Below are 13,558 nucleotides of genomic sequence, written 5' to 3'. Positions count from 1 at the left end.
CAGAATGCCTTACAGGAAGCCGTGACGCTTCTTCTTGCGACGCGGCAGATGCGGCACGATCAGGCCGACCAGCAGGCCGACACCCGCCACGCCACCGCCGTACATGAAGTAGCGCATCAGCAGGTCCTGCTTCTTGGTATCGAGCTTGGTTTCCATGTCCTGCATCTTGCTGCGCGCCTGGGCAAGCTCGGCTGACTGGCTGTTGCTGGCCTGCTCAAGCTCTTCGATACGCGCCTGACGCGTCTCGAGGCCGGTCTTCATGTCCTCGACACGGGTTTCCCACTCTTCATTGATGCCGTCGAGCCTGGCTGTCAATTCCTTGACCCTGGCGCTCAGCTCGGGCACCCGGGCATTGACGCTCTGGGTGTCCTGCAGGTCAGCGGAGGGAATCCACACCACGTCGCCGCTGGCGGTGCGGATCTTGCTGTAGTCATTCTTGACCTCGAGCAGCTCGACCGGCTGGCCGGCTTTCACCGTACCCACGATGCGGTAGCCATCCGTCGGGCCACTGCGCACGAAGGTGGTGAGGTCATCGGCGACCCAACGGTCGGTGGCCGCATTGGCCAGCGGTGCGCCCAACAGCAGGCTGCCGGCGACGCCAGCCCCCAGCACCACACGGCGCAGTGAGCGCGCAAGCGACGAACACGGCGATCGGGGTGACAGGAGACCGAAAGATGAAGGGGTGCTGGTAATGGAGAATCGCGTCATATCGTGTTCTTCATGGCTGTCTAAGGGCGTAAGCCGACCGTGTCAGGCGTGTGGAGACGCGGAGGAAACACGCTGAACCCTGCGTCCCCACATGCCGAACATGATCGACCGCTTTTGGGCGAAGGGAAGCTCGCCCTGTCTGCCCATGCGGTGTCTGCCAGGTTGCGCAATGCAAGGCGTCCTGCCTGGCATCGCTGTCGCGCTTGGACGTACGGTAACGAAATTGCCGCGAGAAAAATCCGAGACTGTCATTTCAGTGTCTTCAGACATCCACACTTTCTGTGGATAAGTCTTGGGACAACCTCAAAGGGGCAGGTCTGCGCACGGCGAAATGCCTGCTCCGCCAACAAATCGATCAAATTTTAACCAGCTCAGGCAGCCGGGCTATCGGCATGAAAACCTCAACAAATCAAGCCATTGACAGCCTGATGTGCGTTGCGCAACACCTGCCTGATAACTATGAAACATGCCAAGCCCCTGTTGTAGCGTCAGGGCATGCGCGGACTATCTCGTGAGGATACCACAGCCACCATCAGGCTGAACCGGTGGTTGGCAGGCATCCTCCTCATTGCTGACAGCGATGCGACAGGGCTGGCCGCATGGCCGGCAGACTCCTATACTGTGCCGTCCCGATTTTGGCCTCGACCCGATCAGCGTGCCGCTTGGCACGGTATCGTCGCGCCCTCGATTCCCGGCCAGCCATCGGCGCCGGGGCTCATTCATTACAAGTCGCGCCCGCTTCTCCTGACCGCTGACGCTGCCCGCCGCCACCAGGTGCCCGGGCGCGAGGCGCACGAAGCCCGGGTGCGCAGCTCAGAGCGTTCACACAAGGCAATGGCGAAGAAACTCTTCATCAAGACTCACGGCTGCCAGATGAACGAGTATGACTCCGCGCGCATGGCGGATCTGCTCGGCGAATCGCATCAGATGGAAGTCACCAGCGACGAATCCGAAGCAGACGTCATCCTGCTCAATACCTGCTCCATCCGCGAGAAGGCGCAGGAGAAGGTGTTCCACCAGCTGGGACGCTGGAAGAAGCTCAAGGAAAAGAACCCGGAGCTGGTGATCGGCGTCGGCGGCTGCGTGGCCAGTCAGGAAGGCGACAACCTGCGCAAGCGTGCCCCGCATGTGGACATGGTGTTCGGCCCGCAGACACTGCACCGCGTGCCGAAGATGCTCGATACCCGCCGCGACAGCCTCAAGCAGATTTCCGTCGTCGACGTGACCTTTCCCGAGATCGAGAAGTTCGACAACCTGCCCGCACCCAAGAGCGACGGTGCCAGCGCCTTCGTCTCGGTCATGGAAGGCTGCTCCAAGTACTGCACCTTCTGCGTGGTGCCCTACACCCGCGGTGAGGAAGTCTCGCGTCCCTTCGAGAAGGTGATGGATGAAGTCATCCACCTGGCCGACCAGGGCGTGCGCGAGATCAACCTGCTGGGCCAGAACGTCAACGCCTACGCCGGTCTCAACCAGCTGGGCGAGGAGATCGACCTCGCCGAGCTGATCAGCTGCGTGGCGCAGGTCGAGGGCATCGACCGTATCCGCTTCACTACCTCGCACCCGCTGGAGTTCAAGGACTCGCTGATCGAGGCCTTCGGTGAAATCCCGGAGCTGGTCAGCCACCTGCACCTGCCGGTGCAGTCAGGCTCCAACCGCATTCTGGCGGCGATGAAGCGCGGCCACGAGCGTGACCTCTACATCGACAAGCTCGAACGCATCCGCGCACTGCGCCCGGACATCAGCTTCTCCTCCGACTTCATCGTCGGCTTCCCGGGCGAGACCGATCAGGACTTCATGGACACCATGGACCTGATCGGCCAGATCGGCTTCGATCACTCCTTCAGCTTCATCTACTCCGCACGCCCGGGCACTCCGGCGGCGAATCTCGAAGACGACACCCCGGAAGAGGTGAAGAAGGAGCGCCTGCTCATCCTGCAGGATCGCATCAACCAGCAGGCGATGCAGATCGGTCGCAAGATGGTCGGCACCACCCAGCGCATCCTGGTCTCCGGCTTCTCGCCACGTGATCCGGGCCTGCTGTCAGGGCGCACCGAGAACAATCGGGTGGTCAACTTCCGCGCTGCCAACCCGACCGAGCTGATCGGCTACCTGGTGGATGTCGAGATCACCGAGGCCTATCCCAACTCCCTGCGCGGTGAGCTCAGCTCACCCTACCGCTATTGATCGCACGTCGCTCCCGGCATTGACGAGGCGCCATCAGCCCCCGCTATCAAGCAGATAGCCACGCTGGCCGTACAGGACAATTGCCCTGTACGGCCATCGCGCATTAAGCTCTCTTGAGACTTCGGCAACGCGTCACCATTGACACTGAAATGGCGCCGTCATGCGCCGCGGCGGGCAGAGCGCTCCGTGCATCACGCCATCGCGGCTGCCCCTCATCGCCAAGCATCATCGTCACTCATCACTATCAGGATATTCGACGCCTTGAGCCACCAGTCACAGCAAGCCAATCGCATTCTCAACATGACGCTTGAGCCGGCAGACCCGCAGCGTCTGGCCAGCCTGACCGGCCAGCGCGACGAGCATCTCAAGCTGATCGAATCCCGGCTCGGTGTCACCCTGCGCAACCGCGGCAACGACTTCCAGGTCGCAGGCCCCGCGGCGGCCGTGAAGGCGACCGCCAACGTGCTGGAGCATCTGTATCGCGAGACCGGCGCCGGCGACGTCGATGCCGAGACCGTCCATCTGTTCCTGCAGGAATCCGGCGTCGAGGCGCTGGTCGAAGCCGCCGAGGACCAGGGCGCCACCTACGGTGATGTGGTGATCCGCACGCCCAAGGTGCTGGTGCGCCCACGCGGCTTCAACCAGCAGGGCTATGTCACCGAGATGCGCAATCACGACATCAACTTCGGCATCGGCCCGGCCGGTACCGGCAAGACCTATCTTGCCGTCGCCGCTGCCGTGGAAGCGCTCAACAACAACGAAGTGCGACGCATCCTGCTGGTGCGTCCGGCGGTCGAGGCCGGCGAGAAACTCGGCTTCCTGCCGGGGGACCTGGCCCAGAAGATCGACCCCTACCTGCGCCCGCTCTACGACGCCCTGTACGAGATGCTCGGCTTCGAACACGTCAACAAGATGATCGAGCGCCAGATCATCGAGATCGCGCCGCTGGCCTACATGCGCGGCCGGACGCTCAACAACGCCTACATCATTCTCGATGAATCCCAGAACACCACGCGCGAGCAGATGAAGATGTTCCTGACGCGCATCGGTTTCGGCTCCACCGCCGTCATCACCGGTGACGTCTCGCAGGTCGATCTGCCACGTGGCACCCAGTCCGGCCTTGCCCATGTGCTGGAAGTGCTCAAGGACACCCCGGGGATCAGCATCACGCGCTTCTTGGCCAAGGACGTCGTGCGTCACCCGCTGGTGCAGCGCATCGTCGAGGCCTACGACTCCTTCGAAGCCGCGGAAGAGCAGCAGGAAGGCGAGCGTCGCGAGCAGCGTCAGGCCGAGCGCGAAGCACGCATGGCGGCGCTGAATGCCCAGAGCAACGTGCCGCCTGCCAACACCCCGACGGGAGGTAGCCAGTGAGCGAAGCCCCTGCGGTCGTCGTGGACCTGCAACTGGCCATCGGCGAGAGTGAATTCGACGGCCAGCCGCTGCCGGCCAGCCATCAATTGGAAGCCTGGGTGGCGGCTGCACTGCTGGCCGCTGCGGAAGATGGCGCACTCGAGCACGATGCCAGCGCCGCCGCCGCGCCTCACGAGCTGACCGTGCGTCTGGTGGAAGAAGCAGAGAGTCAGGGCCTCAATCGCGATTATCGTGGCAAGGATTCCCCGACCAACGTGCTGTCCTTCCCGCACGAGCCGCTGGATCTGGACGACTTCGCCCTGCCGCCGGAACTGGCCGCGCGCTTCGCCGAGGAAGGCGAGGACGACAGTCTGCCGCTTGCGGGCATGCCGGAGGGCGATCTGGACGCCGGCGAAGAGGAAGGTCTCGACGGCCACAACAGCGACGATGTCATGCTGGCGTCAGACACCATGAGCGAAGCTGACGAGTCAGATGCCTCTGATACCGCGTCTGCGGCTCCCGAGACCGCAGCTGAGCAGGCCTTGGGTGAACAGGCCCTTGATGAGCAAGGCCAGGATGAGCAGCGCTTTCTGGGCGACCTGATCATCAGCGTGCATGTCGTCGCCCGCGAAGCGCGGGAACAGGGCAAGACGCTGGAAAATCATTTCGCCCACATGCTGGTCCATGGCACCTTGCACTTGCTCGGCTATGACCATATCGAGGACGATGAAGCCGAACGCATGGAAGCGCTCGAGCGTCATGTGCTGGCAGGGCTCGGCATCGCCGACCCCTACCGGGAAGAGAATCACTGATGCCGGTGCCGTTGCGCATCGGCAGCCCCCGCCGTCGGGTGACTCGGGGCTTGTCCCCGGGTCGCTCGGCTGCCCCGATACCACCACGACGATGGGGTATCGCCACCGAGGAAAAGAGAAACTAACGCATGAGCGAAGACCGATCGGGAAGCCATTCGAAAACCTGGCTCGATAAGCTGTTCGGCGCCTTCTCAAGCGACACCGACGAACCCAGCTCCCGTAGCGAGCTGCTCCAGTTTCTGGCTGAGGTAGGCCCACGCCTCAACCTCGATCAGGACGCCATCGCCATCATCGAAGGCGCGCTGGAAATCAGCGACCAGCAGGTGCGCGAGGTGATGATCCCCCGCTCCCAGGTGCAGGCCATTCAGGTCGATCAGCGCCCGGAGGAATACCTGCCGCTGATTCTCGAATCGGCTCACTCCCGCTATCCCGTCATCGACGAGAACCTCGACGAGGTGCTCGGCATTCTGCTGGCCAAGGACCTTTTGCCGCTGATTCTGCAAAATGACAGCGAGCGCAAGCGCTTCGATCTGCGCGAAGCGATCCGTCCGGCGATGTTCATCCCCGAATCCAAGCGCCTCAACAGCCTGCTCAAGGAATTCCGCGAGACCCGCAATCACATGGCGGTGGTCATCGACGAGTACGGCGGTACGGCAGGCCTTGTCACCATCGAGGATATTCTCGAGCAGATCGTCGGGGATATCGAGGATGAGCACGACACCGATGAGGATGAGGACATCCGCGAGCTGGGCGATGGTCAATTCGCCGTCAGCGCGTTGACCACCATCGATGACTTCAATGAGCACTTCGATACCGACTTCTCCGATGAGGAATTCGACACCATCGGCGGTCTGATGATCCAGCGCTTCGGCCACATGCCACGCCGTCAGGAATCCACCGATTTCGCCGGCTGGCGTTTCACGGTGCTCAATGCGGACAATCGTCGCATTCGTCAGGTACAGGTATGCCGTCTGGAAGATGCCACCGGTGACGCGCCGCCCTCGGCCGAGCATCGTGCGCACATCAGCGGCGAGTGATTCATGGCCTGATCACAGGCTGACCCGATAGAGGACAATGCCAGACACATCCGCCGATGTGTCTGGCATTTTACAAGGAGAGCGGCATGTCAGATTCCCCCCGCGCGAGGAGCTTCCCGGGCGCCTCGTTGCTGGCCAATGTACTGGCGATCATTGCCGGGGTACTGGTCACCCTGAGCTTTGCCCCCTTCGAGCAGTGGTGGCTGGGCCCGATCGGCGCAGGCCTGCTCTACGGGGCGCTGCGCATGGAAGGCGGTGGCTTCCTGCGCGCCTGGTGGTTCGGGGTCGGCCTGTTCGGCAGCGGGGCCAGCTGGGTCTACGTCTCGATCCATGATTACGGCTATACCGGCATGCCGCTGGCGGTGCTGCTGACGATGCTGTTCGTGGCCTGCATGGCGCTGTTCCCGATGCTGTGGATGGGCCTGTGGCAACGCTTCTGCTCACGCAAGCTCGATGTGCTGTCATTCGCCGCGGTGTTCGTGCTCAGCGAGCTGTTCCGCACCTGGGCCTTCACCGGCTTCCCGTGGCTGCTGCTGGGCAACAGTGCCGTGGGCTCGCCGCTGGCCAGCTGGGTGCCGGTGCTTGGTGTCTACGGTATCTCGCTGATCATCGCCCTGTCCGGGGCGCTGCTGTGGAATCTGGCCCTGCGTCGCCGCTGGTGGGCGATCGCGCCGCTGATCGTGCTGTGGAGCGCGGGGCTGCTGCTGCCAACCAGCTGGACACAGTCCGGCGGCCAGCCGGCGCGCGTCGCCCTGCTGCAAGGCAACCTGCCGCAGTTGATCAAGTGGAGCGCCGAAGGTCAGCGCCGTGCGGCCAATACCTACGCCGCGATGACGCGCGCCGTGCAGGACGATGCCGACCTGATCGTCTGGCCGGAGACGGCACTGCCGATGCTGCGCGACCAGGCCGAGCCCTTCCTCGAGCGCATCCAGGCAACTCTGCCGCCCAAGACCGGTCTGATCACCGGGATCGTCGAGCGTGACGCCGACAATCGCTTCTACAACAGCGTGATTCCCATCGATGACCCGTCGGCCCAGTATCGCAAGGAGCACCTGGTGCCCTTCGGCGAGTATGTACCGCTGGAAAGCTGGCTGCGGGGCATCATCGGCTTCCTGGACCTGCCGATGTCGAGCATGCAGTCAGGCGACAGCCAGCAGCCTCCGCTGATGGTCAGCGGTCTGCGTATCGGCGTGGCGATCTGCTACGAGATCGTCTACCCGGAGCTGGTCCGCCAGCGCGCCTTGAGCTCTACCGTGCTGCTGACCGTCTCCAATGACACCTGGTTCGGTCACTCCATCGGCCCGCTGCAGCATCTGCAGATGGCCCAGCTGCGCGCGCTGGAAAACGGCCGCTATCTGCTGCGAGCCACCAGCAATGGCGTCACGGCGATCATCTCGCCGCAGGGTGAGATCATCGCCCAGGCCCCCCAGTTCGAGGAGGCCACCGTCACTGGCGATATCCGGCTGCAACTGGGCATGACGCCCTGGATGCACTACGGCCTGCTGCCGGTGTGGATCCTGATCGCGCTGCTGCTGGCGCCGGGCCTCGTGCTTGGCATCAACGAATGCTTCAAGGCGCGCCGTCAGCGCCCGCAGGACGCCTGAGCCCCAGAACGCCTGAGCCCCAGAACGCCTGAGCCTCCGGGGCCTCAGATGCTTGAACGCTCAACCTTATCCGCTGCCGGGCCGATGCCCGGCACTGCCTCTGCACAAGCGAGACCACAATGGGCATCACCGAGTTACTCGGCATCATCAAGGACCTGGTATTGCCGCCCGGCGGGCCTCTCCTGCTGCTGTTCCTGGCCATGCTCGTCCTCAAGCGCTGGCCGGGCCTGGCACGCGCCATGATGGTCGTGGCCATTCTGGGCATGTGGCTGCTGTCCTCTCCGGTCGTCTCCACGCGGCTGATGTCAGGGCTGGAGCGCATCCAGCCCAGTGAACCGGCAGAGTGGATCCAGGCGCAGGCCGTGGTAGTGCTTTCCGGCGGACGCTACTACGACGCCCCGGAGCTGCAGGGCCGTGATCGCATCAATGGCGAGACGCTCAGCCGTCTGGACGAAGGCGTACGCGTGGCACGCAACGCGGAGCTGCCGATTCTGCTCACCGGTGGCAAGGTATCATCCTCCGATGACGGCACCCTCGCCGAGTTGATGCAGCGCTCGCTGATCGATGAATTCGACTACCCGGCGCGCTGGCTGGAAAACCGCAGCGAGAACACCCAGCAGAATGCGCTCTTCACGCGCGAGATGCTCGAGCAGGACGACATCAACAAGATCGTGCTGGTGACCAGCGCCTGGCACATGCCGCGCGCGATGCGCAACTTCCAGAACCAGGGCTTCCGCACCATCATCCCGGCGCCGGTGGGCTACACCACGGTGTCGGGACTGGGCATCGATGCCTGGATCCCCAACAGCTCCGCGCTGACCCAGTCACGTTGGGCACTGCATGAATGGATCGGCTGGCTGGTGGGTCGCTAGCCCCGACAGCACTGCTGGCAAGACAAGCGAAGGACTGCTGGCAAAACACACGAAGGGCTGCCCATGGGCAGCCCTTCGTGTGTCTTTATAACCCGCTCATCAGTCGATTATCGCAGGATTGATTGTGCTCATTCGCTGCCACGCATCCAGCTGGCCTCCTTGAGCCATGGCCCCAGCTGGCGGCGCTGGAAGGCGCGATCGCGCGTCCACTCGTCACTGCCGACATGCGCCGTGCCGCCAGGCGCTTCTCCCAGCACGTCGTCCGGGAACTTCAGGCTGTCGCGGCCCTTGATCTGCAGCGAGTAACACCGGTCGTGGCTGACCAGACTTTCGCGCAGATAACGCCACACGCATTCCTTCATGAACCACTGATCGATATTCGGCGTCTCGACATGTTGTGGCTGCCACCGGGCCAGCAATGTCTCGAGTGGCGGCAGGACTCCGGCCACCCCGCCCCACAGCCCCGCCAGCACCAGATCAGTATGACTCCACCAGTCACGCATGACATGGAAGAAGCGCCCGGACGTCAGCCACATCTGCACCGCGCGCACTTCGCGCAGGCTGATGACGCTGTCGCAGTCGCGAACCACGAAGTAGCCCACCGTCGGGTCATCGGCGACCGCGAAGCGCCAACACAGCCGCTGCCTCAAGGTATCACTGGAGGGACGCTCGATCAGCTCGGCGTCCAGTTCCCGCGCCAGAGCCAGAAAGTCGTCGGGCACACTGTCATCGTGATAGAGCCGAACCCGCCACCCCGGATACAGCACCGGTGCCAACAGCAGGTTATGCAGCATGCCGTTCAAGTAGCGCGGCCCCTTGCCCCAGAGACCGAAGGCCAGCACTCGCGTCTTGCCGGCCGCGACTGCCGAGGGGGGGGCAGCGGGCAGTCGCCAGCCCTTCGCCAACGGCAGGCTCCCATGCTGCTCGTCCTTGAGCGCCAGGGCGCGACTGCCATGCTCGCGTGCCTCATCGTGGCGCTTGAGCCTGGCCGCGCTGCTGGCCAGCGAGTCGAACAGCACCGGATTGAGACAGCCCCGTGCGGCCAATGCCTCACCGGCCGCCAGCGAGCCAGCGGCATCATTGGCACGCGACAGACACACCACCTGGTTGAGCGCGATCTCTTCATCGGCCGGACACTCCACATGCCCCTGGGCCAGAATCTGGCTGGCCGAGCGATAATCCGCGAGCAGAAAGAGGTAATAGGAGATCTGCTTGAAGAGGCCCGCATCACGTGGACGCGGGCGCTGGTTGAAGTGCTCGATCAGCTGTTGCAACGCCTTGTGGCGCTGACCGGCGCTCCAGGTGGCGTGCGCCGGGGCGAACCAGTCTGACGGTGTCGCCATCAGCTCTGATCACTCTCGTCGGTCGTGGGGGGCTGACGAGTAACGGGCGGCGCGCCACGCGAGAAGAAACGATGTCCACAGGCATGGCAGGGTTCCAGCACGCTGGGCCGCGTGAGCGTGGTGGTCGACTCACAGTGCACGCAATGCAATAGCCCCGGCGCGATGACCTCGCCGCTGGTGTAGTCGGCGCGCGCGGCCTCGAGGTCTTCCTCGAAGTGGGCGCGGTCCACCACGGTACGGTCCGCGATCGACATCAGCGCGGAACTGACACTGCGCGACAGCACCGAGAGATCGATCCCCAGCCAGCTGGCGATCCCTTCTCCACCGGTCGCCAGGTGGCGGCGGAATTCACGCATGTCACGCTCGACCCAGGCACGCAGCAGCGCCAGCTCGTCGAGCGTGAATTCCTCGACCTCGGCCTCGAACTTGACCGCCTCATCCAGCTCGGCCTTGAGGCCATCCCACGACAGCTCACCACTGCTGTCTTCCAGCCGCGTCAGGATTCGCCCATAGGCATCGCCGAAACGTCTTTCACCTTCGCCCTGCGGCTGACTGGCGGCTGAACGCGAAGGCATCGGCGTATCTTCAAAGCCACTGTCGTGCGAGGACGTGGCAGCCGTATCACGCTCCGTGGCGCTGATCGGCTCATGGGGATCGCGGGGTTCACGTGGTTGGCTCATGGACTCTCCTTGTGTCTTCACCTTCTCCCGTACTGCGGGAGGGCATGGCGCTCTACCTTCAGCATGGTGGCGTTGGCGTTGCGACACAAGCCACACGCTTCCACTCCCTGACACGCATCAAGCGCGTGGCACTGGCAGCATGAAGCGCATTCGCCTGGCGCCACAGGGCTCGCCTCCCCTACCTGAGTCCTGGCGTCTGGGGTAGACTTGACCCCATCGCAGACAGTGGCGGCCCATCCCGATGTGACCGCCCACCTCTTCACGCCCTGCCTGTCCCTGGTGACGGGTAGCGGCCAATGCCAAGGTAGTGACGGACCCGATGGATTCACAGGATACTTCTCAACAGTACGCTCCCGATCAGATCGAACAGGCTGCCCAGCAGTACTGGGAGAAAAATCAGTGTTTCAAGGCGGTGGAAGACGCCAACCGCGAGAAGTTCTACTGCCTGTCGATGTTCCCCTACCCCAGTGGCAAGCTGCACATGGGTCACGTGCGCAACTACACCATCGGTGACGTGATCTCGCGCTTCCAGCGCATGCAGGGCAAGAACGTCATGCAGCCGATGGGCTGGGACGCCTTCGGCCTGCCGGCGGAAAACGCCGCGATGAAGAACAACGTCGCGCCGGGCAAGTGGACCCACGAGAACATCGCCTACATGCGCGATCAGCTCAAGGCGCTGGGCTTCGCCTACGACTGGAGCCGTGAGTTCGCCACCTGCGACCTGGAATACTATCGCTGGGAGCAGTGGTTCTTCGCCAAGCTGGTCGAGAAGGGTGTCGTCTACAAGAAGAGTTCCATCGTCAACTGGGACCCGGCTGACCAGACCGTGCTCGCCAATGAGCAGGTCATCGACGGCCGTGGCTGGCGTTCCGGCGCACTGATCGAGCGCAAGGAAATCCCGCAGTGGTTCCTGCGCATCACCGATTACGCCGAAGAGTTGCTGGCCGACCTCGACAAGGTCGAGTGGCCGGAGCAGGTCAAGACCATGCAGCGCAACTGGATCGGCAAGTCGCGCGGTGTCGAGCTGAGCTTCGGCCTCGATGCCAAGGCAAGCCAGGTGCAGGAATCCCTGACCGTCTTCACCACCCGTCCGGACACCCTGATGGGCGTGACCTACGTCGGTGTCGCCGCTGCTCACCCGCTGGCCAAGGCCGCGGCGGAGCACAATGCGGAGCTTGCCGAGTTCAACGCCGAATGCGCGCGTGGCGGTACCAGCGAAGCCGACATGGCGACCATGGAAAAGCGCGGCATGGATACCGGCTTCAAGGCCATCCACCCGCTGACCGGCCGTGAAGTGCCGGTCTACGTCGCCAACTTCGTGCTGATGGAATACGGCACCGGTGCCGTGATGGCCGTGCCGGCCCACGACGAGCGTGACCATGAATTCGCCACCAAGTACGACCTGCCGATCGAAGCCGTGATCGCCGATGCCGACGGCAATGCGCCCGACGTCAGCGACGCCGCCTTCACCGAGCACGGCGTGCTGATCAACTCCGGTGACTTCAATGGCCTCGACTTCGAGAGTGCCTTCGATGCCATCGCCGCGCGCCTGGTCGAGCAGGGCCGTGGTGAGGTCAAGACCAACTTCCGCCTGCGCGACTGGGGCGTCTCGCGTCAGCGCTACTGGGGTGCGCCGATTCCGGTCAAGAATGGCCCGAACGGTGAATCCATCCCGCTGACCGACGACGAGCTGCCGGTCGCTCTGCCGCTGGAAGTCGAATTCGACGCCTCCGGTGGCTCGCCGATCAAGAAGATGCCGTCCTTCAGTGACCTGGGCGATGGCTGGCAGCGCGAGACCGATACCTTCGACACCTTCATGGAGTCCTCCTGGTACTACGCGCGCTTCTGCTGTGCGGACAACGCCGATGCCATGCTGGACGAACGCGCCAACTACTGGCTGCCGGTCGATTACTACATCGGCGGCATCGAGCACGCCATCCTGCACCTGCTCTACTCGCGCTTCTTCCACAAGCTGATGCGTGACTTCGGCCTGGTCGACAGCGACGAACCGTTCAAGCAGCTGCTGACCCAGGGCATGGTGGTCGCGGATACCTATTACCGCATCAATGAGAAAGGCGGCCGCGACTGGTTCAACCCGCTGGACGTGGACGTCGAGACCGACGACAAGGGCCGCGCCGTCAAGGCCGTGTTGAAGTCCGATGGTCTGCCGGTGGAAATCGGTGGCACCGAGAAGATGTCCAAGTCAAAGAACAACGGCGTGGACCCGCAGTCGATGATCGACCGTTTCGGTGCCGACACCGTGCGCCTGTTCATGATGTTCGCCGCGCCGCCCGAGCAGTCGCTGGAATGGTCCGATTCCGGTGTCGAGGGCGCGCATCGCTTCGTCAAGCGCGTCTGGCGTCTGGTTCACGAGCACGTCGCTGCCGGCACTCCGGGTGCGCTGGACGTGGCAGCACTTAACGATGATCAGAAGGCACTGCGTCGCAAGACACACGAGACCATCGCCAAGTGCAGCGACGACATCGGCCGCCGCACCACCTTCAACACCGCCATCGCGGCCGTGATGGAGCTGGTCAACGCCATCAGCCGCTTCGAGGACACCTCCGAGCAGGGCCTGGCCGTCAGCCGTGAAGCCGTCGAGGCCTGCGTGCTGCTGCTGTCGCCGATCATCCCGCATGCCAGCCACTCGCTGTGGGCGACACTGGGTCACGACGAAGCCGTGATCGACGCCAGTTGGCCGGTCGCTGATGCCGACGCGATGAAGAAGGACAGCATCGAGCTGGTCGTACAGGTCAACGGCAAGCTGCGTGCGCGTCTTTCCTTCGCCGCCGATGCCGATCGCGATGCCATCGAAGCCGCGGCGCTGGCAGATGCCAATGTCACCAAGCACACCGATGGCAAGACAGTGCGCAAGGTGATCGTGGTACCGGGCAAGCTGGTCAATATCGTCGCCAACTGATAGTGACCCGACCAGGCAGTGCAAGATACCGGCGGCCCGAGTCGCCGG

Annotated in this window: 11 protein-coding genes; 8 read left to right on the top strand and 3 right to left on the bottom strand. The window is 63.6% G+C overall.

The features are described 5' to 3' along the window. Positions 1-9 precede the first annotated feature (9 nt). Positions 10-708: a TIGR04211 family SH3 domain-containing protein gene (locus MKZ40_RS04370; RefSeq protein ID WP_175090590.1), complete on the bottom strand. Its 699-nt coding sequence runs from the start codon at positions 706-708 to the stop codon at positions 10-12. An 834-nt stretch (positions 709-1,542) separates the two neighbouring features. Between MKZ40_RS04370 and miaB the strand changes: the two genes are divergently transcribed. The 6 genes from miaB (at position 1,543) to MKZ40_RS04340 (ending at position 8,567) form a co-directional block, all read left to right on the top strand. Then, positions 1,543-2,892: a tRNA (N6-isopentenyl adenosine(37)-C2)-methylthiotransferase MiaB gene (gene miaB, locus MKZ40_RS04365; RefSeq protein WP_175090591.1), complete on the top strand. Its 1,350-nt coding sequence runs from the start codon at positions 1,543-1,545 to the stop codon at positions 2,890-2,892. 261 nt (positions 2,893-3,153) lie between these two features. After that, positions 3,154-4,263: a PhoH family protein gene (locus MKZ40_RS04360; protein ID WP_175090592.1), complete on the top strand. Its 1,110-nt coding sequence runs from the start codon at positions 3,154-3,156 to the stop codon at positions 4,261-4,263. Between the two features lie 113 nt (positions 4,264-4,376). Continuing rightward, positions 4,377-5,054, top strand: coding sequence for an rRNA maturation RNase YbeY (gene ybeY, locus MKZ40_RS04355; protein WP_348994694.1), 678 nt, complete (start codon positions 4,377-4,379; stop codon positions 5,052-5,054). Positions 5,055-5,182: 128 nt separating this feature from the next. Further along, a complete protein-coding gene (locus tag MKZ40_RS04350) occupies positions 5,183-6,091 on the top strand; it encodes a transporter associated domain-containing protein (RefSeq protein ID WP_175090593.1) in 909 nt (302 codons plus the stop codon). A gap of 86 nt (positions 6,092-6,177) precedes the next feature. After that, positions 6,178-7,695 carry an apolipoprotein N-acyltransferase gene (lnt, locus tag MKZ40_RS04345; protein ID WP_175090594.1) on the top strand — a complete coding sequence of 506 codons (1,518 nt, stop codon included), beginning with the start codon at positions 6,178-6,180 and terminating at the stop codon, positions 7,693-7,695. 119 nt (positions 7,696-7,814) lie between these two features. Further along, positions 7,815-8,567 (top strand): YdcF family protein, encoded by a 753-nt coding sequence (locus MKZ40_RS04340; RefSeq protein ID WP_043335281.1) that lies wholly within the window; start codon positions 7,815-7,817, stop codon positions 8,565-8,567. Positions 8,568-8,695: 128 nt separating this feature from the next. Here the strand turns inward: MKZ40_RS04340 and MKZ40_RS04335 are convergent, their stop codons facing one another. After that, entirely contained in the window at positions 8,696-9,910 is a 1,215-nt protein-coding gene (locus tag MKZ40_RS04335) for a tetratricopeptide repeat protein (protein ID WP_175090595.1), read from the bottom strand. Continuing rightward, positions 9,910-10,590, bottom strand: a complete 681-nt coding sequence (locus MKZ40_RS04330) for a hypothetical protein (RefSeq protein ID WP_348994683.1) — start codon at positions 10,588-10,590, stop codon at positions 9,910-9,912. Before MKZ40_RS04330 ends, MKZ40_RS04335 begins: the two co-directional genes overlap by 1 nt. Positions 10,591-10,601: 11 nt before the next feature. Here MKZ40_RS04330 and MKZ40_RS04325 point away from each other — a divergent pair, with 11 nt between their 5' ends. Together MKZ40_RS04325 and leuS are read left to right on the top strand one after the other, a co-directional pair. After that, positions 10,602-10,733, top strand: coding sequence for a hypothetical protein (locus MKZ40_RS04325; protein WP_282627795.1), 132 nt, complete (start codon positions 10,602-10,604; stop codon positions 10,731-10,733). 176 nt (positions 10,734-10,909) lie between these two features. Then, positions 10,910-13,510 carry a leucine--tRNA ligase gene (gene leuS, locus MKZ40_RS04320; protein WP_175090596.1) on the top strand — a complete coding sequence of 867 codons (2,601 nt, stop codon included), beginning with the start codon at positions 10,910-10,912 and terminating at the stop codon, positions 13,508-13,510. Positions 13,511-13,558: the final 48 nt, after the last annotated feature.

Origin of the sequence: Cobetia sp. BMC6 (genome assembly GCF_029991385.1) — a bacterium.
GTDB lineage: Bacteria > Pseudomonadota > Gammaproteobacteria > Pseudomonadales > Halomonadaceae > Cobetia.
Note: the sequence above shows the minus strand (reverse complement) of the source record. Positions and strands in the feature narration are given on the sequence as shown.